The 24704-nt window shown below is 74.0% G+C and carries 17 protein-coding genes; 12 read left to right on the top strand and 5 right to left on the bottom strand.

What is annotated here, in order from left to right; genetic code table 11:
* Window positions 1-1551, bottom strand: coding sequence for an adenylyl-sulfate kinase (cysC, locus tag ACFQRF_RS03105; RefSeq protein ID WP_379868600.1), 1551 nt, complete (start codon window positions 1549-1551; stop codon window positions 1-3).
* A 315-nt stretch (window positions 1552-1866) separates the two neighbouring features.
* Between cysC and mfd the strand changes: the two genes are divergently transcribed.
* From mfd to ACFQRF_RS03060, 9 genes are all read left to right on the top strand, one after another.
* Window positions 1867-5454 carry a transcription-repair coupling factor gene (gene mfd / locus ACFQRF_RS03100; RefSeq protein WP_379868598.1) on the top strand — a complete coding sequence of 1196 codons (3588 nt, stop codon included), beginning with the start codon at window positions 1867-1869 and terminating at the stop codon, window positions 5452-5454.
* Between the two features lie 304 nt (window positions 5455-5758).
* Window positions 5759-6373 carry a hypothetical protein gene (locus tag ACFQRF_RS03095; RefSeq protein ID WP_379868597.1) on the top strand — a complete coding sequence of 205 codons (615 nt, stop codon included), beginning with the start codon at window positions 5759-5761 and terminating at the stop codon, window positions 6371-6373.
* Between the two features lie 124 nt (window positions 6374-6497).
* The gene (locus ACFQRF_RS03090) at window positions 6498-7241 is read left to right on the top strand and encodes an SDR family NAD(P)-dependent oxidoreductase (protein ID WP_379868595.1); all 744 of its coding nucleotides are present in this window, start codon (window positions 6498-6500) and stop codon (window positions 7239-7241) included.
* A gap of 161 nt (window positions 7242-7402) precedes the next feature.
* Window positions 7403-7801 (top strand): hypothetical protein, encoded by a 399-nt coding sequence (locus ACFQRF_RS03085; protein ID WP_379868594.1) that lies wholly within the window; start codon window positions 7403-7405, stop codon window positions 7799-7801.
* A gap of 1011 nt (window positions 7802-8812) precedes the next feature.
* Entirely contained in the window at window positions 8813-10711 is a 1899-nt protein-coding gene (locus tag ACFQRF_RS03080) for a tyrosine-protein kinase domain-containing protein (protein ID WP_379868593.1), read from the top strand.
* A gap of 1276 nt (window positions 10712-11987) precedes the next feature.
* Window positions 11988-13349: a ligase gene (locus ACFQRF_RS03075; RefSeq protein ID WP_379868591.1), complete on the top strand. Its 1362-nt coding sequence runs from the start codon at window positions 11988-11990 to the stop codon at window positions 13347-13349.
* Window positions 13350-13353: 4 nt separating this feature from the next.
* Window positions 13354-14589 carry an aminoglycoside phosphotransferase gene (locus ACFQRF_RS03070; RefSeq protein ID WP_379868590.1) on the top strand — a complete coding sequence of 412 codons (1236 nt, stop codon included), beginning with the start codon at window positions 13354-13356 and terminating at the stop codon, window positions 14587-14589.
* A gap of 81 nt (window positions 14590-14670) precedes the next feature.
* Complete coding sequence (locus ACFQRF_RS03065) at window positions 14671-15555, top strand: sulfotransferase (RefSeq protein WP_379868589.1); 885 nt, start codon at window positions 14671-14673, stop codon at window positions 15553-15555.
* Window positions 15556-15557: 2 nt separating this feature from the next.
* Complete coding sequence (locus ACFQRF_RS03060) at window positions 15558-17147, top strand: lipopolysaccharide biosynthesis protein (protein WP_379869024.1); 1590 nt, start codon at window positions 15558-15560, stop codon at window positions 17145-17147.
* A gap of 86 nt (window positions 17148-17233) precedes the next feature.
* Here ACFQRF_RS03060 and ACFQRF_RS03055 read toward each other — a convergent pair whose 3' ends face one another.
* Entirely contained in the window at window positions 17234-18862 is a 1629-nt protein-coding gene (locus tag ACFQRF_RS03055) for a hypothetical protein (protein WP_379868588.1), read from the bottom strand.
* Window positions 18863-18995: 133 nt separating this feature from the next.
* On the opposite strand from ACFQRF_RS03055, the gene ACFQRF_RS03050 reads away from it, so the two are divergent.
* Window positions 18996-19646, top strand: a complete 651-nt coding sequence (locus ACFQRF_RS03050; protein ID WP_379868586.1) for a pentapeptide repeat-containing protein — start codon at window positions 18996-18998, stop codon at window positions 19644-19646.
* An 11-nt stretch (window positions 19647-19657) separates the two neighbouring features.
* Here the strand turns inward: ACFQRF_RS03050 and ACFQRF_RS03045 are convergent, their stop codons facing one another.
* From ACFQRF_RS03045 to ACFQRF_RS03035, 3 genes are all read right to left on the bottom strand, one after another.
* Window positions 19658-20959, bottom strand: coding sequence for a DUF2716 domain-containing protein (locus tag ACFQRF_RS03045; protein ID WP_379868585.1), 1302 nt, complete (start codon window positions 20957-20959; stop codon window positions 19658-19660).
* Between the two features lie 95 nt (window positions 20960-21054).
* Window positions 21055-21843: a DUF4097 family beta strand repeat-containing protein gene (locus ACFQRF_RS03040; protein WP_379868584.1), complete on the bottom strand. Its 789-nt coding sequence runs from the start codon at window positions 21841-21843 to the stop codon at window positions 21055-21057.
* Window positions 21844-21882: 39 nt separating this feature from the next.
* Window positions 21883-22521 carry a TetR/AcrR family transcriptional regulator gene (locus tag ACFQRF_RS03035; protein WP_379868583.1) on the bottom strand — a complete coding sequence of 213 codons (639 nt, stop codon included), beginning with the start codon at window positions 22519-22521 and terminating at the stop codon, window positions 21883-21885.
* Window positions 22522-22674: 153 nt separating this feature from the next.
* Between ACFQRF_RS03035 and ACFQRF_RS03030 the strand changes: the two genes are divergently transcribed.
* The gene (locus tag ACFQRF_RS03030; protein ID WP_379868582.1) at window positions 22675-23133 is read left to right on the top strand and encodes a UDP-N-acetylglucosamine--LPS N-acetylglucosamine transferase; all 459 of its coding nucleotides are present in this window, start codon (window positions 22675-22677) and stop codon (window positions 23131-23133) included.
* Window positions 23130-24623, top strand: a complete 1494-nt coding sequence (locus ACFQRF_RS03025; protein WP_379868581.1) for a glycosyltransferase — start codon at window positions 23130-23132, stop codon at window positions 24621-24623. The genes ACFQRF_RS03030 and ACFQRF_RS03025 overlap by 4 nt, the downstream gene beginning before the upstream one ends.
* The last annotated feature ends 81 nt before the right edge of the window (window positions 24624-24704 follow it).

Below are 24704 nucleotides of genomic sequence, written 5' to 3'. Positions count from 1 at the left end.
TCAGCCTGCCATCCTCGGCAGCCATCCGCCCGCCCGCAGCGCCTCCACCACCGTGGCCACCGACTCCGCCTCCGTGGCGGTGGTGGTGTCGATGACGAGGTCGGCGTCCCCGGGCGCCTCGTACGGGTCGGAGATGCCGGTGAACTCCGGGATCTCCCCCAGCCGCGCCTTCGCGTACAGCCCCTTGCGGTCGCGCGCCTCGCACACCTCCAGAGGGGTCGCCACGTGGACGAGGAAGAAGTCACCGGTGTCCTCGGCCATGGCGCGGACCTCCGCCCGGGTGGCGGCGTACGGGGCGATCGGCGCGCAGACCGCGACTCCGCCGTGCCGGCCGATCTCCGCGGCCACATAGCCGATCCGGCGGACGTTGAGGTCACGGTCGGAACGCGAGAACGTCAGGCCGGAGGAGAGCATCCGGCGCACCACGTCGCCGTCGAGCAGTGTGACGGTACGCCCGGACCGCCGGATCGCGTCGGCCACGCCGCGCGCGATGGTGGACTTGCCCGAGCCGGACAGGCCGGTGAAGAACAGGGTGAGCCCGCGCCGGACCCGGGCCGGGCGGCGGCGGGCCAGTTCGGCGGAGACCCGCGACGACGTGAACCACGCCGGAAGCGTCTCGCCACGGCCGAGCAGGTCCTCGACCTCGGTGGGGGTGAGCTCCGACCGGGACTCCCCCGCGGTGACCCGGTCGGCGAGGCGCCAGGCGCCGGCCCGGATGTCGTAGGCCCACGCGGCGGGGGCGACGATCCGGACAGGGGCGCCGGGCACGGGCACCGCCGGTGGCTGGTCGGGGTCGCGGTTGATGAGCAGGTGGCTGGCGCCGTACGCGGCGGCGACGTGCGCCGCGAGGAGTTCGGTGCGCCCCTCCGGCGGCGCGATGCCGTCGGTGGTCTCGGCGCGGGGCAGGGTCAGCACCGCGAACCTGGACCGCGGCGGCAGCAGCGGCTCGGCCGCGAGGACCGCCGGCACCGCCCCCTCGTCGTCGAACGGCGCGTCGATCAGCAGCAGCACCTCCACGGGGCCGCCCCGGCCGACCTCCTTGATCGCGGTGCGGATCTGGTGCAGCGCCCGGTGGTGCAGCGGACGGTCGGTGAGCACCGCCAGCATCGGCCGGTGCGCGAGCGCGCCGATCTCCCGGCTGCCGCGCACCTCGGCCGGCGCACGCCGCAGGCTGCGGTACACGCCGTGCACCGGCGGGCGGGCCAGGTGCACCTCGCCGGCCAGCCGGTGCCCGCTGGTCTCCCCGTTCACTCGCCACGGGAGGCTCCCGGCCCACCAGCGCTCGGACACCGTCAGTTCCGCCAGCGGCGCGCCCTCCGCGTCGGTGAGCGTCACGCGCTCGGCGCCGACCAGTTCGTCCGGCACCGGAAGGGTGACCGGGACCGGCCAGGGGGTGCCGTCCGGCAGCCGGCCGCGTTTGACCACCGACGCCGTCTCGCTCGCGGTCATGAATCCGGGCAGCGGGCAGGCCCCGTTGAGGATGAGTTCGAGGTGGGCCATGGCGTCCGGTCCCGGGGTGAAGGTCGGCGGGGCAGCGGCGGGGCCGGTCATTCGCGCTCCTTTTCCCGTTCACTCGCCACGGGAGGCTCCTTCTCGTACGCGGAGGACCCACTTAGCGTATGACCTCGCGACGCAAGCCCCGGGGACTGCTCCGGGAGACGGGGAACAGGGGGCGCCGCGGCGGCGTTGGCCCTGTGGAGCGCCCGTGCCGGTCACGGCGTCCGGCGCCCGGCGATGCGGATGCTCGCGGTAGAGTGCGCGGCGTAGGCTAGGAGCGGGGAGCCAACCGATTCAGCCCAGCGTGTCCTGTCCGCCGTTCGACCGGCCGCACCATCGGTACCACCGTCACACGCCCCACCTGGTGATATGAGCCTTTCTGGACTTCTCGCCGTCGTCGCCGACGATCCGGCCCTCACGAAAGCGATCGAAACCGCCCGTGGCGGCCGCGATCCCCGTCTTGATCTCGTCGCCCCTCCGGCGCTGCGCCCCTTCCTGGTCGCGGCGCTGGCCGCCGACGCGCCGGTGGGCGCCGGGCGTCCGGTTCTGGCCATCACCGCGACCGAACGCGAGGCGGCCGACCTGAGCGACGCGCTCGGCTCGTTGCTGCCCCCGGAGTGCGTGGCACTGTTCCCGGCGTGGGAGACCCTGCCGCACGAGCGGCTGTCGCCGCGGTCCGACACCGTCGGCCAGCGGCTCGCGGTGCTGCGCCGGCTCGCGCATCCCGACCCCGGCGACCCGCTCACCACCCCGCTGCGCGTGGTCGTGGCTCCGGTCCGCAGCGTGCTGCAGCCGCTGGTGGCCGGACTGGGCGACCTGAAGCCGGTACGGGTGCGTCCGGGCGACGAGGTGCCGCTGGACGACGTCGTCCGCGCGCTCGTCGACGCCGGCTACGCCCGGGTCGACCTCGTGGAGAAACGCGGCGACGTGGCGGTGCGCGGCGGCATCCTCGACGTCTTCCCGCCCACCGAGGAGCACCCGCTGCGGCTGGAGTTCTGGGGCGACCAGGTGGACGAGATCCGGTACTTCCGGGTCGCCGACCAGCGGTCCATCGGCGGGGAGGGCGAGCAGGAGCCAGGTGCCGCCCCGTCCGGCCTGTTCGCGCCGCCGTGCCGCGAACTGCTGCTCACACCGGAGGTCCGGGAGCGGGCGCGCGCCCTCGCGGCGGAGCACCCGTCGCTCGCCGAGATCCTGGACAAGCTGGCCGACGGCACCGCCGTGGAGGGCATGGAGGCCTTCGCGCCGGTGCTCGCCGACCGCATGGAGCTGCTGCTGGACTACCTGCCCGACGGCGCGCACATCGTCGGCTGCGACCCCGAGCGCATCCGCACCCGCGCGATCGAACTGGCGGCCACCAGCCGGGAATTCCTCGACGCGTCATGGATCAACGCCGCGTCCGGCGGCGAGGCCCCGATCGACCTCGGGGCCTCGTCCTACAAGACCATCGCCGAGATCCGGTCCGACGCCGACGCGCTCGGCCTGCCCTGGTGGACGGTGACGCCGTTCGACCCGGGTACCGACACGGCCGACGAGGACGCGATCACCATCGGGGCGGTCGCGGCGGACGAGTACCGTGGCGACACCGAGCGGGCCCTCGCCGACGCCAAGTCCTGGCTGCACGACGAGTGGCGGGTCGTCATGGTCACCCAGGGCCACGGCCCCGCCGAGCGGCTGGTCGCCATGCTGCGCGGTGCCGGCCTGGGCGCCCAGCTGCGGGTGCACCTCACCGAGGCGCCGGAGCCCGCGGTGGCCACCGTCGCCACCGGGCGCATCGAGCACGGCTTCCTGTGGCGCGCGACCCGGACGGTGGTGCTGACCGAGGCCGACCTCGCCGGCCAGAAGTCCTCCACGCGCGACATGCGCCGCATGCCGAGCCGGCGCCGCGGCGCGGTCGACCCGCTGCAACTGAAGGCCGGCGACTACGTCGTGCACGAGCAGCACGGTGTCGGCCGGTACATCGAGATGGTCAGCCGCAACGTGCAGGGCGCCACCCGCGAGTACCTGCTCATCGAGTACGCGCCCTCCAAGCGCGGCCAGCCCGGCGACCGGCTGTTCGTGCCCACCGACCAGCTGCACGAGGTGACCCGCTACGTCGGCGGTGACGCCCCCACGCTCAGCAGGATGGGCGGTGCCGACTGGGCCAAGGCCAAGAGCCGCGCGCGCAAGGTGGTGCGCGAGATCGCCGGCGACCTGATCCGGCTGTACTCGGCCCGCCAGGCGTCGCCCGGACACGCGTTCGCCGCCGACACGCCGTGGCAGCGGGAGCTGGAGGACGCGTTCCCCTACGTGGAGACTCCGGACCAGCTGGCCGCGATCGACGAGGTCAAGCGCGACATGGAGAAGCCGGTCCCGATGGACCGGCTCATCTGCGGCGACGTCGGCTACGGCAAAACGGAGGTGGCGGTCCGCGCCGCCTTCAAGGCGGTGCAGGACGGCAAGCAGGTGGCGGTGCTCGTGCCGACCACGCTGCTGGTCCAGCAGCACCTGTCCACGTTCACCGAGCGGTACGCGTCGTTCCCGGTGACCGTCAAACCGCTGTCCCGTTTCCAGAGCGACGCCGAGGTGGAGGCCACCCGCGACGGCCTGCGCACCGGCGAGGTGGACGTCGTCATCGGAACCCACCGGCTGCTGTCCTCGGAGACCAGGTTCCGCAACCTGGGCCTGGTCATCATCGATGAGGAGCAGCGGTTCGGCGTGGAGCACAAGGAGGCGCTGAAGCGGCTGCGCACCCAGGTGGACGTGCTGGCGATGTCGGCGACGCCCATCCCGCGCACGCTGGAGATGGGGCTCACCGGCATCCGCGAGATGACGACGATCCTCACCCCGCCGGAGGAACGGCACCCGGTGCTGACCTTCGTCGGCCCCTACGACGAGAAGCAGATCGCCGCCGCGATCCGCCGCGAGCTCATGCGCGAGGGCCAGGTGTTCTTCGTGCACAACCGGGTGGCCTCCATCGACCGGGTGGCCGCGCGGCTCGGCGAGCTGGTGCCGGAGGCGCGGGTGGCCTACGCCCATGGCCAGATGAACGAGCAGCAGCTCGAAAAGGTCATGGTCGACTTCTGGGAGAAGAACTTCGACGTCCTGGTCTCCACCACGATCGTGGAGTCCGGCCTGGACGTGCCCAACGCCAACACGCTCATCGTGGACCGCGCCGACACCTACGGCCTGTCCCAGCTGCACCAGCTGCGCGGGCGGGTGGGCCGCGGCCGGGAGCGCGCCTACGCGTACTTCCTCTACCCGGCGGAGAAACCGCTCACGGAGACCGCGCACGAGCGGCTGTCCACGGTCGCCCAGCACACCGAGACGGGCGCGGGCATGTACGTGGCGATGAAGGACCTGGAGATCCGCGGCGCGGGCAACATCCTCGGCGCCGAGCAGTCCGGCAGCATCGCGGGGGTCGGGTTCGACCTGTACGTGCGCATGGTCGGCGAGGCGGTGCGCGAACTCCGGGGCGACCCGAACGCGCTGGAGGAGGTCGAGACCCGGGTCGAGCTGCCCGTCGACGCGCATATCCCGCACGGCTACGTGCCCGGCGAGCGGCTGCGGCTGGAGGCGTACAAGCGGATCGCGAGCGTCGCGGACGAGTCCGACATCGCGGAGGTCCGCGCGGAGCTGGCCGACCGTTACGGCGAGCCGCCGCAGCCGGTGGACAGCCTGCTCGCGGTGGCCCGGTTCCGGGTGCTCGCCAAGAGCGCCGGGCTGACCGACGTCGTGTTGCAGGGGAACCAGATCCGGTTCGCGCCGGTCGACCTGCGCGAGTCCCAGCAGCTCCGGCTGCGCCGGCTGCACCCCAAGTCGATCCTCAAGCAGGCGTCGCAGACCCTGCTGGTCCCGGTGCCCAAGTCGGGCGGCATCGGCGGGAAGCCCCTGCGCGACCGGGAACTGCTGGCCTGGTGCACGGACCTGGTGGAGGCGGTGTTCGAGCCGGCCCGGCGGACGGCGGCCACGGCGGGCTGAGGCGCGGCGGCGCCACACGCTGCCCGGTGTGCGCGTCGCACCGGTCCGGCGCCCGGGGGCGTCCGGCCGGAGTCCGGCGTTCGCGTGGCCCGGAACGTCGTCCCCGTGGGGCGCATCGTCCGCCGCCGGGGCCGCCTCCTCGATGGGGGTGACGGCCACGGGGTTCCGTCGTCCCCGGATACGGATCGCCGTCCTCCTCACGGCGGAGGCGGACCGCCTCGGCCGGACGATGCGCGCCGGTGGACCGGGCGGCATGCTCGGAGCCGAACGGGCGGCCCCGCCCGTGGGCACAGGAGGACCGCGCATGATTCCCCGTACCGATGCACCAGCGGCGAAGGGGCGGCTGCGCGCCGCTTGGCGAGCCGCTCACGCTCCCGTGGCCGGTGTGCCCCGCTGGGCGCTGATCGCCGCCTACGCGATCCCGTTCACCGTGCTGCCGTCCGCTCTTTGGCGGATCGCGGACGTCGTCCTCCACGTTCCCCTCGGCGAAGGCTCCCAGGGGCGGGGGGATCTGCCCTCCTGGCTGCCGATCGAGGTGTACGTAATCCTGCTGTCGGTCGCGTCCGAACTGCTGGCCTTCGCGGCGGTCGGGCTGGTCGCCACCTGGGGCGAGGTCGTCCCCCGGTGGGTCCCGGTGGCGCGCGGACGGCGGGTGCCGGTGGCGGCCGCCGTGCTGCCCGCGCTGCTCGGCGCGGTGGCGCTGACGGCCATGTGGACGTCCGCCGCCGTCGCGATGAGCGCCGGAGAGACCATCCAGGGCGATCCCCTTCCGGCCGGCGTGCCCTTCGTGGCGCACGACTGGCGGGCGGCCGTGTTCGCCGTGGCCTACGCGCCGCTGCTGCTGTGGGGGCCGCTGCTGGGGGCGGTCGCGATCGCGTACTGGCGGCGGCGCGCCGGAGCCGTGGCGGCACCGGCGTGAAGCCGCGGCGGTCCGCGCCGCGGACGGCCCGCCATCGCGCCTCGGCGTCCGATTGCCGCCAGACTTTCCGCACGTCACGCGGGAGCATCATGTCGTTCCTGAACCGACACGGAAGTGGACGAACATGAGTACGGCACTGGACGGCAGGGTGGCCTTCGTGACCGGCGGCAGCCGGGGCATCGGCGCGGCGGTGGCGATCCGGCTGGCCGAGGAGGGCGCCGACGTGGCGCTGAGCTACCGGGACGGCGCCGACCGGGCAGAAGCGGTCGTCGACCGCGTCAAGGCACTGGGGCGCTGTTCCTGGGCGGTTCGGGCCGACAGCGCGGATCCGGCGGCGCTGTCGGCCGCGGTCGGCCAGGTCGCCGCCCGGTTCGGGCGCCTGGACATCCTGGTCAACAACGCCGGGGTCGGGGTGCTCGGGCCCGTCGAGAGCATCGCGCTCGCCGATGTCGACCGGGTGCTGCAGGTCAACGTGCGCGCGCCGTTCGTGGCGACGCAGGCGGCGCTGCGCCACATGACCGAGGGCGGGCGGATCATCAACATCGGCAGTTGCATGACGGAGCGCGCCGCGTTCGGCGGCGGCTCGCTGTACGCGGCGAGCAAGTCCGCGATGACCGGCCTGACCAGAACGCTGGCCCGCGAACTCGGACCGCGGGGGATCACCGTCAACCTGGTCCACCCCGGTCCCGTCGACACCGACATGAACCCGGCCGACGGCCCGGGGGCCGAGGGGCAGCGGACGTTCACCGCGCTCGGCCGCTACGGGGAACCCTCGGAGGTCGCCGGGGCGGTGGCGTATCTGGCGGGCGGTGACGGCGGGTACGTCACGGGGGCCGCCATCTCCGTGGACGGCGGCTTCGCAGCGTGAGTGCTTCCTCCCCGGCGGGCGGTCCGCCCGCCGGGGAGGGCCCCGACGCGGGCGGACGGTGCGGCGGACGGTTCCGCGCGGCCCGCACCGGCCGGGTCCGGGACATGTCCGCACCCACGGGTAGTGTTCGGCTCCGGAACATCCGTCGGAGAGGGCAGGCCATGTCGGGCGGGGAAGCGTCGGCCGGCGATCGGGACGAGCGGGACAGGAGGCTGGTCGTCGAGCGGCTCGAAGCGGCCGGCTGGGAGATGGCCGTGGGCGCCGTGACACTGTCGCGGGCCGCGCTCACCTACCCGCGCGGCCGGATGGTGCTGGAGATCGAGCGGCACCACGAGCGCCCGGAGCTCCTGTTCAACCTCGTCGATCCGCGCGGCGGCGAACTCACGGTGTTCCCCGTGTACGGCGACCGCCTGGCCGACACCCTCGACGCCATCGTCGGCTTCCAGGACCGGATCGGCCCCGACGACTACCGGGAGGTCCTGCGGGAACTCGTGGCGGCCTGCCCCGAGGTGTACGTGCAGGCCGACGAGGACGACGAGCCCCGCCTGCTGATTCCCTGACCGCCGTCCGCCGTCCGGTCGCGACCGGCCGTCCGACCGGCCAGACCCCCCGCGTCGCCGACGACACCGGCCGCCCTCCCGCGACGTTGCGAACGTTCCGGTCAGGGCCGCCCCGCCTCGGGGCGGCCCTGACCGCTGTACACCGTCGTCCGCCTACCTGCGCCAGAAGCCCGAATCACGTGCGGAACTCCCGAAAAAATATCGGGATCTACCGCACTCCTCGCTTCGGCTGTCCGTTTCACGGGATTTAAACGCAGGGTGATCATCGATCCGAAATCCGTCACCTGGTGTGACGATCGGACCTCGTGGCCAACACCGGCCACCGGAAAAACGAACAAGATTTCCCGCCGGGGGCCGCGCCAATAATGAGGACCGCACCCCGTTCCCGAACAATGGAGTTTCCGTGCCGCCGCGCAATTTCAAGGGGCAGTCCAGCGACTGGACGACGGCCGTCGCCATCCTCTTTCTGCTGTTTCTGTTCATCAATGCGATCGACTAGCGGCCGGCGCACCGGAATCCCGCGCCATGCGAGGTTCGCCCTGGTGATGACCTCCATTGGCGGCCCCCGCGCACCACCAGGCGACCAGGAGGGAAATCGAGGAATTCTGCGGACGCCACCGCGCCGGCGCCGCATGAGAGAACAGCCCGGAAAACCACGTGGTGAAAATACTCCGGGATCCACACCGAAACCCGCCGGGAATTCCGTTCCGGTGACACGGTGAACCCCCGGGGCGGCGACCGCACCGCCGTCCCCCTCACCCCGGCCATCCGCCCGGCCCGGCGACACGCCGCCCGCGGGCCGGGGATTCCCGCGCCGACGGCGCACCGCGGAGGCCGCACACCCGCACCGCCGTACCGGTGCGTCGGACGCCGCCCTGACGCCCTCTCCTCGCCGCACGACCCGGCGGCCACCCCTGTGGATATCGACCACTCTTCGCGCCGGAGATACTACGCTGCGTATTCGTATAGATCCATTGCGTGGTACCCGCAGATGGAAGGACCGAAATCCAGATGGACACCGCTGCATCCGGACCGGAACTCGGCGACTACGCGGCCTTCCTGCGCCGGCGTTGGTGGATCGCGGCCGTCGGCGTGGCCTTCGGCGTCACACTCGCGGCCCTCGCGCTGCTCGTCGTCCCGGCCACCTACACCGCCAAGACGGCGGTGCAGGTACGGCCCACCGGCGTCCCCGAACTCACCGGCGAACGGTCCGGCCGGACCAACGGCGAGGTGAACCTCGACACCGAGGCCCAGATCGTGGGGTCCACCCAGGTCGCCTACGCCGCCGTCTCGCTCCTGGACAGTGCCGAGGACGTCACCGAGGCGCGCGAGCGCGTCGCGGTCACCGTTCCACCGAACAGCAGCGTGCTGGAGATCGCCTACTCCGACGCCACGCCCGAGCTGGCGCGCCGCGGGTCGGCCGCCTTCGCCGCGGCGTATCTGGACTACCGCAAGGCGCAGATCACCGATCAGCTCGACGGCCGCATCGCCGCGCTGCGCGACGAGCGTGAGGGGCGCCGCGCCGAGCTGGACGCGCTGGCCGAGCGAGCCGCTACCTCGTCCGGCGGGGCGCAGGTCCGCGCGGAGAGCCATCTCTCGGCGGTCCAGGGGGAGCTGACCGAGCTCAACAACGAGATCAACCCGCTGAGCGCGCTCCGCGAGTCGGTGGTCCCCGGCCGGATCATCACGGCGGCGGTCGCGCCCGACTCTCCCAGCTCGCCGGTCGCGCCCCTGTGGCTCGGTGGCGGCGCCCTGCTGGGCCTGCTGGCCGGCCTCGCCGTCGGCTACCTGGTCGACCGCACCGACCCGTACCTGCACCGGTCCCGTGAACTGCGCCGCGCCGTGGACGTCCCGCTGCTGCTGGACCTCAGCGGCCGGCCCGAGTCCATGGCACGGTCCGGGCCGCTGCCGTCCGCCGATCCGGCCGCCCAGGGATTCCACGCGCTCGCGCACACGCTCCGCAACCGGCTCGGCGTCACCGGCCGGGTGCTGCTGGTGCCCGGCGTGCCCCCGGGGCGCTCCGGGGCGGTCACGGCCGTCAACCTCGCCGCCGCCCTGGCCCGCACCGACTCCGACGTGCTGCTGGTCTGCGCCGATCCCGCGGACCGGACGGCCGCCGAACTCCTGGACATCACCGACGGCCCCGGTCTGGCGGAGGTGCTGGACGGCACCGCCGAGCACACCGACGTGGAGCGTCGCCCGGCCGCGGTGCCGGGGCTCCGGGTGCTGCCGCCGGGTGCTCCCGGCGAGCACACCGCCGACCTGCTCCAGCGCGACGTGATGAGCGTGCTGCTGCACGAGCTGCGGGGCAGCGCCCGGTACGTGCTGATCGCCACGGCGCCGACCTCGGCGCGGGCCGACGCCTACGCCATGGCCGGCGACGCCGACGCCGCCATCGTCACCGTCGAACTGGGCCGCACCCGCGCCGCCGACGTCCGCGACGCGGTCCAGCGGCTGCAACGGCTGGGCGTCGAGGTGCTGGGCACGGTCGGTCTGCCCGAGCAGCGCCCCGCCGGGCAGCCCGCGCCGGTGGCCACCGAGCACCCGGCCGAGCCGCAGCGGGGAGCCGCCACGGCGCTGCGGGTCGCGCGCGACCTGTTCGAGCGGCTGCGCGTCTGGTGGGGTCTCCCGCCGACGAACACGGCCGCCCGGGCACAGGCGGCCGTCGCCGCGGAGCCGAAGGACGGCCGGCCGGACGCCACGGAACCGCCCGCGACACCGGACACCGCGCCCGAGGAGCAGGCGGCTCCCGCGAACGCGCAGGCGGCCGACTCCGGCACGGCCGACGCGGACGAAGCCGCACCCGCGGCCTCGGACGCAACGGCGCCCGGCAAGTCCGCGGTCCCGGCCCAGCAGCAGGCCGACGCCGGCACGGTCACCGACGACGCCGACCTCGCACCGCAACGTTGACGGACCCGATGCGATCCACCACTGGTCCGCGCCGGTCCGCTCCGGTGCCGCAGGCGCTCCCCGAAACGGCGGCGCCCGCGGCACCGGACACCGGCGCGGTACGACGCGCGACCGTCACCCGACGGCCGGCGGGCGGGGGCGTGCCGGCCCCGCCCGCCGGTCCCCCGGCACCGGTACCGGCCGAGGTCTCCGGCCACCAGGCCCCGGTGTGCCCGCCTCGGCCGCCGAGGCGGTCGGCCGGCTCCACCGACCGCACCGCTGCCGTCCGGCACCCGGGCGCTTCCTCCGCGTCCCCGGAGTCCACTGCCATCCGCGCCGTTCCTCCGGTCCGGTCGCCCCGCTCCCTCCGCCGCGGGTCCGCGATGTCGCCGCGCCGCCCGTCCGGCGGCCGCCCGGCAGAGCGGTCCGCCTCAGCGCCCTCCGAGCCCCGGGCCGCCTTCCAGGACCACGGCGGCGCCCGCCCACCGCGGCCCGTCCCGATCCCGGCGCGTCTCGGATCGCCCGGCCCATCCGCACGTCGCGCGGCCCGGCCGGGCTTCGCCGCCCGCCAGCGGGCCGCGGCATCCCTGCGGGTGCCATCGAGCACCCTCCTGCCGACGTGCCGGGCCGCCGCTCCCTGCCCGCCTCCGCCCGGCCCTGCCCGCTACCGCACGCTGCCCCCGTGCCCCGGTGACGCCCATGCGGCCCCAGGGTCAGCGATCGCACCACCAGCACCTCGCCCCGCTTCCGCCCGGCCCGGACGCCGCCGCCCGGCCGCGCGGCGCCGCACAGCGACCCCCGGCACGGCAGCGGCGGACGTCCGTCCCGAACACGGAGGGCTCGTCATGCCGTCCTCCCCGCGACCCGGCGTTCGGATGCCGGTCCCGTCCCGAACCTTCCGACGTGGCGGCCGCGCGGCGGCGGACTCCCCCACCACCGGCACCGCCGCCCAGCGGTACCGGGAGGACGTCCACCGAGCCCGGGAGACCGCCGGGTGCCGCTCCGGCGAGCCGGACCAGCCGCTGGCGCGCGAGGTCGCTGCCCCGACACCGGCGACCGCGCCGGTCCCTGGCCGCGCCGAGGGCGCCGAACGCGCGGCCGGCACCCGGGACGGCGGGCCGGAACACCGGCCGCTCCCGCGCCCCGCCGGGCCCGCGTCGTGCCGGTGCGGCCGCGCCCGTCCCCGTCCCCGTCCCACGGATCGAACCCGCCCTCGCGGCCGAACGGCCGCCGCCCTCGTTCGCGGACCCCGTCCGCTTTCCCGCCCCGCCGGGCGGGTTCTCCCCGGAGGTACGCGATGACCACCGTGCGCGGCACCGACCGCCCGATCCGCACCCTGCGGCCGCCCGCCGGATGGCCCTTCGTCGCGCTGTTCGCCGGGTACCCGCTGTGGTGGGCGCTCGGGCTCGGGCAGTTCGCGTTCTGGGTGTTCGCGGTGCCCATGGCCATCGAGTTGCTCCGCCGGCACCGCGCTGGCGGGATCCGGGTGCCGCCGGGGTTCGGCCTGTGGGCGCTCTTTCTCCTGTGGTCGGTCGCCGGACTCGCGCTGGTCGGGCTCACGCCCACCGGCACGATGCCGGGCAGCGGTGGGCTGCTCGGCGCGCTGGTGCGCCTCGGCTGCTACCTGGCGGTGACCGTGCTCCTCCTCTACGTCGGCAACCTCTCACGGGACGAGCTGTCCGACCTGCGGGTGGCCCGGGCCCTCGGCTGGCTGTGCCTGGCCACCGTCGCGGGCGGCGTGCTCGGGACGGTCGCCCCGTACTTCGAGTTCACCGCTCCGCTGGAGCGGCTGCTGCCGGGGGCGCTGGCGGCCGATCCGTACGTTCAGGCGCTGCTGCACCCCGCCGCGGCGCAGGTCATGGACGTGCTCGGCTACGAGGCTCCCCGTCCCAAGGCGCCGTGGGAGTACACCAACTCCTGGGGCAACAACCTCTCACTGCTCCTGGTGTGGCTCGTCGTCGGCTGGATCCGGTTCGGCTCCGGGTGGCGGCGGGGGGCGGCCACCGTCGCCATCTGCCTCGCAGCGGTGCCCGTGGTCTACTCGCTGAACCGAGGGCTGTGGGTGGGCCTCGCGCTGTCGTTCGGTTTCCTGCTGTACCAGCTCGTCCGCCGCCGGAAGACGGCCGCGGCGATGCTCTGCGGAACCGCCGCGCTGGTCGCGGCGGTGGCGCTGCTGTTCTCCCCGCTCATGGCGATCATCGAACAGCGCGCCGCCCACCCGCACAGCGACGACGGCCGGGCCACGGCCAGCGCCGCCGCCGTGCGCGCGGCCGGCGAGTCGCCCGTCGCCGGCTGGGGCGCCACCCGGGAGCTGCGCGGCGGTGGCGACTCCATCGCCATCGGCCGCACCCCCGACTGCCCGCAGTGCGGCAACACCACCATCGGCAACAACGGGCAACTGTGGCTGCTGCTCGTCGCCAACGGCTGGGTGGGGACCGCGCTGTTCGTCGCGTTCTTCGCGCAGGCCGCGTGGCGGTACCGCGGCGACCCGTCGCCGATCGGCGCGGGTGCCCTGCTCACCGTCCTGCTGCTGTTCTGGTACATGCTCTGCTACGTCGCGCTCACGGCGCCGCTCGCCATCACGCTGACCGCCGTGGCGCTGCTGTGGCGCCGGGCGGCCGAGCGCGCCGGCGCCGCCGCCGAGCCGGTGAGGGTGTGACGCGGTGAACGGCGAAGCCGGTTACCTGACCACCCTGGCCCGGGTGCTGTGGCCGGGCGGCGGCGTCGTGGGCCGCGGTCGCGGCGAGTCCGGCGGCGCGCGGCTCCCGGGGCCGGACGGCCGCGAGGTGCGCGAGTACCTGCCGGTGCCGTCCGCGCGGCGCCCCCGGGTCATCCTGCCGGTGGCCAACCGCTACGCCGCCGCGCGCGGCGTCGCGGCGTTCGCCCAGCGCCACTCCTTCCGCCAGCGGCTCCGCGCCACGCTGCTGACCACCGCGTTCGCCAGCGGGGCGGCGCCACTGCTGCTCCGCGACCGCCTCCGCGTGGCCGCCGGGCCGGCCATCGAGTACGCGCTCGCCGCCGCGCTGGACCGCGAGGTCGTCATCGCCATCCACCTGGGCCCGCCGAGGGCCAACCGCAAACCGGTCCTGCTGCTGCTCACACCCGGCGGGCGGACGATCGGGTTCGCCAAGGTCGGGGTCAACGAGCTCACGTCGCGGCTGGTCGCCGCCGAGACGGCCGCGCTGCGGCGGCTCGCCGACGCGCGGCTGCGCGACATCACCGTGCCGCGGCTGGTGTACGCCGGCGAGTGGAACGGCCGTCCGTTGCTGGTGCAGGAGGCGCTGCCGGTCGGCCACCAGACGGACCGCCCGACCCGGCGGCAGTTGCTGCGCTGTGTCACCCAGATCGCCGCCCTGGAGCCGATCCGGGAGAACCGTCTCTCCACCAGCCGCTACCTCGACGAGCTGCGCCGCCGGGTCGCGGCGCTGGCCGGCCGCCCTGAGGCGCCGCCACTGCGCGCCGTGCTGGACGAACTGCCCGACCTCCTGCTGCCCTTCGGGGCGTGGCACGGCGACCTGACCCGGTGGAACGTCGCGAGCACGCCGCGCCGCGCCTTCGTGTGGGACTGGGAGCGGCTCGCCTTCGACGTCCCGGTGGGCATGGACGCCCTGCACTACGAGCTGACCGAGTGCGTGCGCACCGGCGTGCAGGCGGGCGTGCACCGCTGGCTGGACAGCGGATCGCGGCTGCTGCGCGACCCCCTCCTGCACGCGGCCGGGCTGCGCCCCGACTCCGTCTCCACCGTGATGGCGCTCTACCTCGTCGACCTGGCCACCCGCTACCTCCAGGACCGGCAGGCCGAGGCCGGCGGCCGGCTCGCCGCGGTCGGCGAGTGGGCGCTGCCCGCGCTGGCCGGCCTGCGGGAACGCGCCGCGCACGAGGCCAGACACGCCACGTGAGCCCCCGGCGCCACGGCCTGGCCGCCACGCCGCACCATCGCCCAGCACCGTCCACCATCACCACCCGAGATTGGGGCCACCATGTCCGACCGTTCCACCCGGCCGTCCGGCGGTACCCGCTCCGCCGCGCAGGAGGCGGCCCGTCGCGCGGCCGACGCGTTCGGCCAGTGCACCCGTGGCCTGCGCGTCCTGCCCACGTTCCTGATCGCGGGCGCGCAGCGGTGCGGGACGACCTCGCTCTTCAAGGCGCTGACGCAGCATCCCGCCGTGCTCGGGCCGGTGCTGCGCAAAGGCGTGCACTACTTCGACGTCGGCCACCATCGCGGGCTCGACTGGTACCGTGGGCACTTCCCGCTCGCGATGCGGACCCGGCGCCGGCGCGGCGCTCCGCCCGCCCCGGTACAGGTCGGCGAGTCCAGCCCGTACTACCTGTTCCATCCGCTGGCGGCCGAGCGGATCGCGCGGGAGCTGCCGGAGGTGCGGGTCATCGTCACACTGCGCGACCCGGTCCAGCGGGCCTACTCCGCGCACGTGCACGAACGCGCCCGGGGGTTCGAGACCGAGCCGTTCGAGCGCGCCCTGGAGCTGGAACAGGACCGGCTCGCCGGGACCGAGGAGCGGCTGCGCGCCGACCCCACGGCGGTGTCGCACAGCCACCGGCACCACGGCTACCTGGCACGCGGGCGCTACGCCGAGCAGCTGGAGCGGCTGGAGAAGCACCTCGGCCGCGACCGCCTGTACGTCGTGGACAGCGGGGACCTCTTCACCGACCCCGAACCGGTGTTCGCCGAGGTGGAGCTGTTCCTCGGCCTCCCGCACCGGCCGGACATCCGGTTCGAGCGGCACAACGCGCGCCCCCGCGCCGACATGGACCCGGCGCTGCGCGCCCGGCTGGAGGAGTACTTCGCCCCGCACGACGAACGGCTCGCCGCCTGGTGGGGCCGGACCCCGTCGTGGCGGAGGTGACGATGCGGCCACCGGGCGCGGCGCCCGTGCCGCGCGCGGATCCCGCCGGCCTGGGCCGGGTGGCGCGCGGTGGCGCGGTGAACCTGGCCGGCGCGGTGGTGGGGGCCGGACTGAACGTCGTGCTGACGGTGGCGATCGCCCGGTCGTTCTCCCAGCAGACGGCCGGTGCCTTCTTCTCGGCCGCGTCGGTCTTCCTCATCTGCGCCACGGTGGCCAACCTCGGCACCTCCAACGGCCTGGTGTACTTCGTGGCGCGGCTGCGCGCGCTCGGCGCCGCCGGGGGCGTGCCCGGCGTGCTGCGGCTGGCGCTGGGACCGGTGGTGGCGCTGGCGATACTGGCGGGTGGCCTGCTGTTCCTCGTCGCCGAACCGCTGGCCGATCTGCTGGGCGGCCCGGAGGCCGGCCGGTATCTGCGGCTGCTGGCGGTGTTCCTGCCGTTCGCGGTGCTCACCGACGCCCTGCTCGCCGCGGCTCGAGGGTTCCACGACATGCGCGGCACCGTGCTGCTGGACCGGGTGGGCCGGCCGCTCACCCAGCTCGGGCTGCTCGCGGGGGTGGCGGCGAGCGGGGCGGCGGGGCTGCTCGCGGTGGCGTGGGCCGGCCCGTACCTGCCCGCGGCGGTCCTCGCCTGCCTCTGGCTGCGCCGCGTCATGCGGGCCGCGCCGCCGGACCCGTCACCCCAAGCGGGGGCGGCGGGTCCGGCGGACGGCGGCCCGGACCCGCCGCGTACGGACGCGCGGGCGTTCTGGGGGTTCTCCCTGCCGCGGTCGGTCGCCAGCGTCGCGCAGATCGGCATCCAGCGCAGCGGCATCGTGCTGGTGGCCGTGCTGCGCGGCGCGGTGGACGCCGCGCTGTTCACCGCGGCCACCCGGTTCATGGTGGTGGGCCAGTTCGGCACGCAGGCGATCCAGTACGCCGCCCAGCCCCGGTTGAGCGAACTGCTCGCGGTGGACGACCGCGCCGGGGCCAACGCGCTGTTCCGCGCGAGCACCGTCTGGCTGATCTGCCTCACCTGGCCGCTCTACCTGCCCGCCGCGCTGTACGCGCCGCTGCTGCTGCAGATCTTCGGGGCCGGCTACAGCGCCGGGGCCGCGGTGCTGGTGGTGGTCGCGGCCGGGATGCTGCTGTCATCGGCGTGCGGCATGGGCGACCTCGTCCTCACGATGGCCGGCCGGACCCGGTGGAACCTGGTGAACAACCTGGCCGCCCTGGGCGCGAACGTGCTGCTGTGCGTGGCCCTCATTCCGGTCCTCGGCGCGGTGGGCGGCGCCGTGGCGTGGGTGGCGGCGGTGTGCGTCCGCAACCTGCTGCCGCTCGGCCAGTTGCGCCGCGCGTTGGGGCTGTCCCCGTTCAGCCGCGTATGGCTGGCGGCCACCGGCGCCTGCACGGTGTGGTTCGGCGCGGTCCCGCTGGCCTGCCAGGGGCTACTCGGCGGCGGGGCGGGGTCCCTGGCGGTGGCGCTGGCCGTCGGCGGCACCGGCTATGCCCTCACACTGTGGCGGCTGCGGCGCCCACTCCGGCTGGACGGGCTGCTGCCCCGCCGGTTCCATCCGAACCACCAGGCCACCCGCCGCGCCGTAGGCGGTTCATGACATAGGCCGAAGGCCGGACGGCTCCGTCGGCGCGGGGGAGGCCGTTGCTCTGGCGGAGAAGTGCCTTTCTCTAGCCGGCGTCGGCATCAGCTCATGCGGAAGGCCCTGCGGATCGCCGCTCTGGCGTCCCGCACCGGCGCTGTGGACGACGGAGCAGGGGCATTCGGCCGGGCGAGAGCGGCGACGACACCTCGATCCAGCGGCGCGCCGGCAGCGGCCCGCTTGGCGCGCAGCGCGTCCATCGCTGTGATCGGCGACCCCATGTCCGGTCCACCCACCGCAGCCTGCCCTTGGACGCGCCGCATGGTCGCCAGTGTCCTCTGAGCCTCTGTCACATCCGCTCCCCTGGCAAGCAGGCTGCGCACCGCGTACTGCTGGTGATCGACCGCCTTCTTCACGGCCTCCAGCGCCGCACGAGGCTGCCCTTCGGCCATCTTCGTGCGGCCGTCGGCGAACTGCAATGCGGCCAGCGAACTGGCCGCCGCCGCGACCCGGTCGTCGCCGATTCCGAACGCTTCGGTGAGCCGTTCCGGCAGCTTCGAAAGTCGCGTTCGAGCGTACGGCCACTGCTCGGGGCCACTCTGCGCAACTGCCGAAAACAATTCGAAGGCGTCGGCCGCCCGCTGCGCCTCGTCGTTCTTGTCTCTCTCAGATCCCGCCAAGTGGGTGCCGACGGCGACGATCTCCTTCAGCAGTTCCAGACGCTGCTGGTCAACCTCCCGCTTCTTGTCCATTTTCAGGTCGTTCCAGTCTTCCGTACCCGGAGCGGGGAGCATGGCGAGGCTGGCACGGTCGGCATCGCGAAGTGCGAGCAGGCTCTCACGGGTGTCCATCCCCTGGATCCCGTCCGGGTCGCCCAGCTTGAGGTACGTATGAACCTGGCGCAGGTTCCCCACGGCGTACGCCGCGTCGGCCTTGGAGTAGCCGCCATCCGCGAAGAACTGCCGCAGCAGCCGGGCGTACGTGTAGGCGACGGGACGAAGCTCGGGGCCGGCCTTATCTAGTGGCTGCGCGCCGAGAATCGTGGTCGCCGTCTCGATCGCCGCCGATCGGTGCGCACGGACGGACTCCTCATCAGAGGCAGCGTTGGTGTCCAGTATCTCCATCTGTCGCCCGAGACGCTGAAGCTGAATCTCGCGCATCCGTCGCGGATCCTGATGTTCACGCAGATCACTCTCGATCTGGGCCGCTAGGACCAGCATTCCGTCCGCAGATTTCGGGTCCGTCTCCCCGGCTGCCCGTTCCAGGAGCCGTTCCTGCAACCGCGCGAAGTCCGCGCGGCGCACCGTGTCGTGCATTGGGCCGCGTTCATCGCCACGAAGCTGCCGGGCGATCAAGTAGGCATTCGAGAACCCGTCATACGCCTCGTGGAGGTCGTCCCTCTGCAAGGCACTACGCCCGCTGACCACCCCGGCCTCGAACATCAGACCGGGGAACCGCCCGCGTGCCTGTGACGCAAGTAGATCCGTCACACCGCGCACCCAACGCCCGGCATCGGCGAAGAACTGCTGCGCCTCGGCTTCGCGCTCTCCCTCCGCCGCCTGCAAGCCACGGGCGTACAGGCCGGCGGCCCGGTTCACCCGCATCTCAAGCTCGGCCTCCACCGCGCGCCACATCCGCTCGGTGTCGCCGTGCCGGGTCTTCAACTCCTGAAAGCGTTGTCTGATATCCGGTGGCCCGGTCCGTCCCGGCGTCGCCGATTCCTCGTCAGCCATGGCGCTCCCGTCGACCTCCGCGTTCCTGTGATGTGTCCGGCAGCATAACCGCGACCGCTGGGTGCGGACACCGTCCGTGGTGTCGGCTACGGTCCTGGGCGGGACACCGTTCGCCCACGTCAGAAGGATCTCGATGCGGATACCACGGACACTCGCCGACCTGCCCTACGCCGCCGCCCTCGAACCGTTCGAAGGAGAACCCGAGGAGGACGGCGACTACGACGCCCTGCACGCGGCGGACACCGTCTTCGAGGACGCCCAGGCGTCCGGCGCCCGGTTCATCGAGTGCGCCTTCACGTCCGTCGCCTTCGACCGGGGCCGGTACCGGCGGGCGCGGTTCGACGACGTGTGGATCCACGGGTCCCGGATGACCGGCGTCGACCTCGGGGGGTCGGGCTGGCAGGACGTCTCCGTGCTGTCGGCCTCGCTGGCCGGGGTCGCGGCGTTCGACTCCGCGATGCGGCGGGTGGTCTTCTCCGGCTGCAAGCTCAACGCCGTCAACTTCCGGGCCGCCGCCCTCACCGACGTCGTCTTCGAGGACTGCGTACTCGTGGACGTCGACTTCGGGGAGGCCCGGCTGACCAAGGTGCGGTTCCCCGGCTCGCGGCTGGAGTCCGCCCGGTTCGACCGGGCCACGCTGAGCAAGGTCGACCTGCGCGGCGCCACCGCCATCGACCTGGCCTCCGGCTACGACGCGCTGCGCGGGGCGACCATCGGCTCCGACCAGTTGTTCGCGCTGGCGCCCGCCCTGGCCCAGGCGCTCGGCATCACCGTGGGAGAGTGAGCCAGAGCACGTCAGGGGGACGGGGCCCGGCCGTCGGCGCCGTGCCCGTCCCGGCGGATCGGGGAGCCGAGCAGCGCGGTGATCTCGTCAGCGACCTCGGCCAGCAGCTCCGCGCCGAAGACGCACAGCGTGCGTTCCCACGGATGCCCGAAGGTGCCCAGCCGGAGGTCCGCGGTGAGGTACAGGTAGTAGTCGCCGTTCGGGTACGCGCTGCCGGGCCAGCGCGGGCGGCCGGGCGTGCCGACACGCCATGGGTCGAAGCGGTAGCCGGGGTGCTGCCAGTCCAGCCAGTACAGCGATTCGCCGGGGCGGGCACAGCGGCGCAGCCCGCCTCGGACGGCGGCGTCGAGCGCGGCGGTGGTGCCGCGTCCGCCTCCGGCGGCCAGCCGCCAGGTCGAGGACGGGGCCGGTTCGTCGATCGCTGGGAAGACCGCGGTGCTCGGCCGGAAGGCGAACCGGCCCGCGAAGCCGTCCCACAGCGCATCGTGACCGGGCTCGTCGAACAGCATCGTGACCGGTCGGGACGTGGCGGGAGTGCCCGGCGGTGTCCAGTGGTAGGAGCGCACCGTGGTGATCTCCCGGAACCCGCTCGCGGTGAGAGCGCTTCGGATCGGGCCGTCCGCCTCCGCGAGCAGGTACCGCGGGTCCGGCGGGTTCCATCCCAGGTAACGCGTCGGTCCGGAGCGCGCCCACTGGCGCCACACCGGCAGGAACTCGGTGTGCGGCCCGGTCAGCCCGCCGATCGCCACGAACTCCGTGCCGTCCACGAACTCGGCCCAGCCCACGCCCAGTACCCGCTCCGACTCCGTGAGCGCCAGCACGTTGAGTTCCGAGAACCGGACTCGGCCGTCCGCCTCGACCTCGGCCAGCGGCGTGCGGTGCGGGCCGGAGGCGACGGCGAGGGCGCGGACCCGTTCCGCCATCTGGCGGTCGCGGCCGCCCACTCCCCGTACGGCGCGGCCGGAGGACGGTACGGCGGTGGCAGCGGGCCCGTCGATGCCCGCCACGAGGACGGAACGCCGCCACCCGGGGCGAAAGCCCGCTTCGGTCAGCAGTTCCCCGAGCGGGATGCCATGGTGCTCGGGTACCCGCCACTCCACCGGCTCGGCGCGCTCCGCGAACGCCGCCTGCTGCCGGCGGATCACCTGCCGGAGGTCGCCGTCGGCCGGACCGCGATGCTCGACGCGGCCGTGCGTGCCGTAGTGGGTCCGCACCACCGGTCCGTCCCGTTCGACCACCGCGCCGACCGGCGGGAACCGGGGAACATGCCCCCGCACCTGGGCGTCGTACGCGGAAAGCGCATCGTCGGCCACGCTGGACGGCCTCCTCTCGGCGAACCCCTGATGCTAGTGCCGGCCCGGGTCCGGGTGCCCGCCGCTTCCGGGCCGGCGGGCTCGACGGGGCGTGCTCAGTCGTCGCCGCCGGGCGGCGCGTGGCCGGTGGAGCGCAGGTCGATGCCGCCGTTGTCGGTCCGGACCGTGATCACATGCGGGCTGCCCGGCTGCTCGGTCACGTCGGTGCGCACGTCACCGTTGTCCGTCGTGGCCGTGACGTCGTAGCCGGTTTCCGGTAGCTCGACCGTCACCGCGCCGTTCTCCGTCGTCGCGTCCACCCGCGCGGGGGCGTCGGCGAAGGACAGGGTGATCTCCCCGTTCTCGGAATCGGCGGTGACCTGAGGAGACCGGACGTCGGCGGCGTGCAGTCGCCCGCTGGAGCTCCGCAGCGTGAGGGGGCCCGAGACGTCCTCGACGCGGACCGCACCGTTCTCCGAGCCGATCGCCAGCGCGGTGTCGAACCCGGCGGCGGTGATCTGCCCGCTGTCCCCCTCGACCGCGAGGGCGACGGTCCGGGGCACGAGCACTTCATAGCGGGCGTCGCAGCGGCCGAGCACCACGGGACCGCAGTCGGTGGCCAGCGTGAGCGTGTCGCCGGCGAGTTCCCAGGTCGCCGCGGTGCGCGCGCCGATGAGGGACCACCCGGTGAACCACCGCGTCACCTCGACCTCCTCGACGTCGGCGGGACGCACCGTCAGGTCGCCACCGCCAACGGAGATGGTGAGCCGGTCCCCGACCGGGCCGAAACCGCGCTCCTCGGGGTCGGCGGCGGACGCGGGACCGCATGAGGTCAGGACGGCGATCGCGAGCAGCGCGCCGCCGGTGGCCAGCGGAACGCGCGGGGTGGAAGGGGGCGTGGACATGGGGCGCCTCCGGAGGCGTGGGCAGGGGGAAGGGGGGCGTCAGTCGCGCGCCGGCGCACCCAGCAACGCTGACAGGACGGCGGCGAGGGCCCGTTCAGCGGTTTCGGCATCGACCGATCCGGGGTCCACGAGATGTTCCATGGACAGGCCGTTGGTCAGGCAGTGCACGATGAGCGCGGCGAGGTCCGGATCGACGGCCGGGCCGCGTCCGTCGCTGCGCGTGACCTCCGCGATGGACCGGGACGCCGCCTCCCGCTGCGCGCGGCGCAGTTCGGCGACGGTCTCCCGGGTCGGCTCATCCCGGGTGGCACGGGCGGCGAACTCCAGCCCGAGACGCCCCCGTTCGGTGTCCTCGACGATGCGCCGCGCGACGAGCCGGGCGGCGCCGTGGACGGCGTCCCCGAGGTCGCCGGAGTCGCGGGCCTCCGCCATAACGGCGGTCAGCTCGGCGTCGGAGCGTTCCCGCAGCAGCGCGCCGAACAGTTCCTGCTTGCTGCCGAAGTTGGAATACACCGCCCCCTTGGTGAACCCCGCGACGCGGGCGATGTCGTCGAGCCTGCTGTCGGCGTAACCGCGCTCCGCGAAGACCTTCGCGGCCGCGGCGAGGAGGCGGCGGCGCACCTCCTCGCGCGGCGTGCGGGGCGTCGGCTCCGGCAGGCGGTCGTCGGACTGGGTCATGCCACGGAGGTTAGCATACCTGCCGGTATTCAATACCTATGAGTATTCAAAACGCACACCAGGAACGACGCGTCGCGATCGGCACGCCCACCGACGTGGCATGATGGCGGTGCGTTACTAGGTCATCACGTATCGCCATGACATCATGGCGGCATGCCTGCCGCCTCGGTCCTGTTCGTCGCGTCGAGCGGGGGTCACCTCGCGCAACTGTGGTCCCTGCGCCCCTGGTGGGACGGACGGGAGCGCAGCTGGGTCACCTTCCACACCCCTGACGCCGTCTCCACGCTCGACGGCGAACGGGTCTGGTGGGCGCATCGTCCGACCACCCGCCACCTCGGAAACCTGCTGCGCAACACGCTTCTCGCGGTACGCGTGTTCGCCGACCGCCGCCCGGCCGTCGTGGTCTCCACCGGGGCCGGCGTGGCGCTGCCCTTCTTCGTCGTCGCGCGGCTGCTCCGGGTGCCCACCGTCTACATCGAGGTCTACGACCGCATCGAGACGCCGACGCTGACCGCCCGGCTCTGCCGGCCGTTCACCCGGCTGTTCCTCGCCCAGTGGGAGGAGCAGCGCGGCTTCATGCCCACCGCCATCACGGTAGGACCGCTGCTATGACCGACCGCCCCGCGCCCGACGACCGGCCGCTCGTGCTGGTCAGCCTCGGCACCGACCACCACCCGTTCGACCGGCTGGTCGACTGGATCGACGGTTACGCCGCCGACCGCCCAGAGGTCCGCTGCCTGGTGCAGCACGGTGGCACCCGCCCGCCGTCGGTCGCCGAGGGGGTCGCGTTCCTCGACCACGACCGGCTCGGCGCGCTGATGGCCGAGGCGGCGGCCGTCGTCACGCACGGCGGACCGGCCACCGTCACCGAGGCGCGGCGCAGCGGGCACCTGCCCATCGCCGTCGCCCGGGACCCCGAACTCGGCGAGCACGTGGACGACCACCAGTTGCGGTTCGTCTCCCGGCTGGACATCGCCGGCATGGTGCGGTCCTGCGCGAGTTCTCAGCAGCTCACCGCGACCCTCGACAAGGCGCTCAGCCAGCCCGCCGACTTCCGGATGGACCCCGAGGCCGACTCCGGGCCGGCCGCCGCGGTGCGCTACGCCGGGGAGCTGATCGACCTGCTCTGCTCGTCCGCCGATACCCCTCCGCAGCGTCCGCTCCCGGAGCCCGACGCCGACGTGGCGGCGGACTCCTGGCCGGAGGTGACCGTGGTCGTCCCCACGCGCGACCGGCCCGAGCTGCTGCGGCGCACCCTGCGTTCCATCACCGGGCAGGACTACCCCGGCGTCATCACCACCCTGGTCGTCTACGACCACGACGACCCCGACCACTCGCTGTCCGACGACTCCGACGACCGCCCCGTCCTCGTGCTCGGCAACACGATGAGCCCCGGCCTGGCCGGCGCCCGCAACACCGGCCTGCTGGCCGCCGAAACCGACCTGGTGGCCTTCTGCGACGACGACGACACCTGGCTGCCGCACAAGCTGCGCGCCCAGGTCGCGGTGCTGCGCGCCGAACCCGAGACCGAGATCGTGTGCTGCGGCATCCGTGTCGCGTACAACACCACCGAGTCGCCTCGGGTGCTGGACCGCACCACGGTGACCTTCGCCGACCTGCTCCGCTCACGGCTCACCGAGCTGCACCCGTCCACCTTCCTGCTGCGCCGGGACGCGCTGGTGCACGGCTGCGGCATGGTCCGTGAGGAGATCCCGGGCAGCTACGGGGAGGACTACGAGCTGCTGCTCCGCCTCGCCCGCCGCGCGCCGATCCGCAACCTGCCCGACCCCGCCGTGCGGGTGCTGTGGCACTCGCGCTCGCACTTCACCGGCCGATGGCAGACCGTCTCCACGGCGCTGCGCTGGCTGCTCACCGAGTACCCGGAGTTCCGGCTGGTCCCGCGCGGCTACGCCCGGGTGGCCGGCCAGATCGCTTTCGCGGAGGCGGCAGCGGGCCGCCGGGGCACCGCGCTGGAGTGGGCTCTGGCCGCCCTGCGCGCCCGCCCGCTGGAGCCGCGGGTGCCGCTCGCCGTCGCCGTGGCCTGCGGTCTGCCGGCCGACGCCGTGCTGCGCGCCCTGCACCGGCGGGGCAAGGGGATCTAGGCCGGGTTGTCCGGCGAGGCCGGTGACGCGGCCGGCCACGGTGCGGCCGCTGATTCCGGTGCGCGGCCGGTGCTGGTCGTA

Origin of the sequence: Marinactinospora rubrisoli, from assembly GCF_042664915.1 — a bacterium.
Lineage (GTDB): Bacteria > Actinomycetota > Actinomycetes > Streptosporangiales > Streptosporangiaceae > Marinitenerispora > Marinitenerispora rubrisoli.
The sequence above is the reverse complement of the archived record's forward strand: the minus strand, read 5'-3'. Positions and strand labels throughout refer to the sequence as shown.

Coding starts and splice junctions, on each gene's coding strand:
- cysC (WP_379868600.1), bottom strand. CDS start 1,551: ATGACCGGCCCCGCCGCTGCCCCGCCGACCTTCACCCCGGGACCGGAC.
- mfd (WP_379868598.1), top strand. CDS start 1,867: ATGAGCCTTTCTGGACTTCTCGCCGTCGTCGCCGACGATCCGGCCCTC.
- ACFQRF_RS03095 (WP_379868597.1), top strand. CDS start 5,759: ATGATTCCCCGTACCGATGCACCAGCGGCGAAGGGGCGGCTGCGCGCC.
- ACFQRF_RS03090 (WP_379868595.1), top strand. CDS start 6,498: ATGAGTACGGCACTGGACGGCAGGGTGGCCTTCGTGACCGGCGGCAGC.
- ACFQRF_RS03085 (WP_379868594.1), top strand. CDS start 7,403: ATGTCGGGCGGGGAAGCGTCGGCCGGCGATCGGGACGAGCGGGACAGG.
- ACFQRF_RS03080 (WP_379868593.1), top strand. CDS start 8,813: ATGGACACCGCTGCATCCGGACCGGAACTCGGCGACTACGCGGCCTTC.
- ACFQRF_RS03075 (WP_379868591.1), top strand. CDS start 11,988: ATGACCACCGTGCGCGGCACCGACCGCCCGATCCGCACCCTGCGGCCG.
- ACFQRF_RS03065 (WP_379868589.1), top strand. CDS start 14,671: ATGTCCGACCGTTCCACCCGGCCGTCCGGCGGTACCCGCTCCGCCGCG.
- ACFQRF_RS03060 (WP_379869024.1), top strand. CDS start 15,558: ATGCGGCCACCGGGCGCGGCGCCCGTGCCGCGCGCGGATCCCGCCGGC.
- ACFQRF_RS03055 (WP_379868588.1), bottom strand. CDS start 18,862: ATGGCTGACGAGGAATCGGCGACGCCGGGACGGACCGGGCCACCGGAT.
- ACFQRF_RS03050 (WP_379868586.1), top strand. CDS start 18,996: ATGCGGATACCACGGACACTCGCCGACCTGCCCTACGCCGCCGCCCTC.
- ACFQRF_RS03040 (WP_379868584.1), bottom strand. CDS start 21,843: ATGTCCACGCCCCCTTCCACCCCGCGCGTTCCGCTGGCCACCGGCGGC.
- ACFQRF_RS03035 (WP_379868583.1), bottom strand. CDS start 22,521: ATGACCCAGTCCGACGACCGCCTGCCGGAGCCGACGCCCCGCACGCCG.
- ACFQRF_RS03030 (WP_379868582.1), top strand. CDS start 22,675: ATGCCTGCCGCCTCGGTCCTGTTCGTCGCGTCGAGCGGGGGTCACCTC.
- ACFQRF_RS03025 (WP_379868581.1), top strand. CDS start 23,130: ATGACCGACCGCCCCGCGCCCGACGACCGGCCGCTCGTGCTGGTCAGC.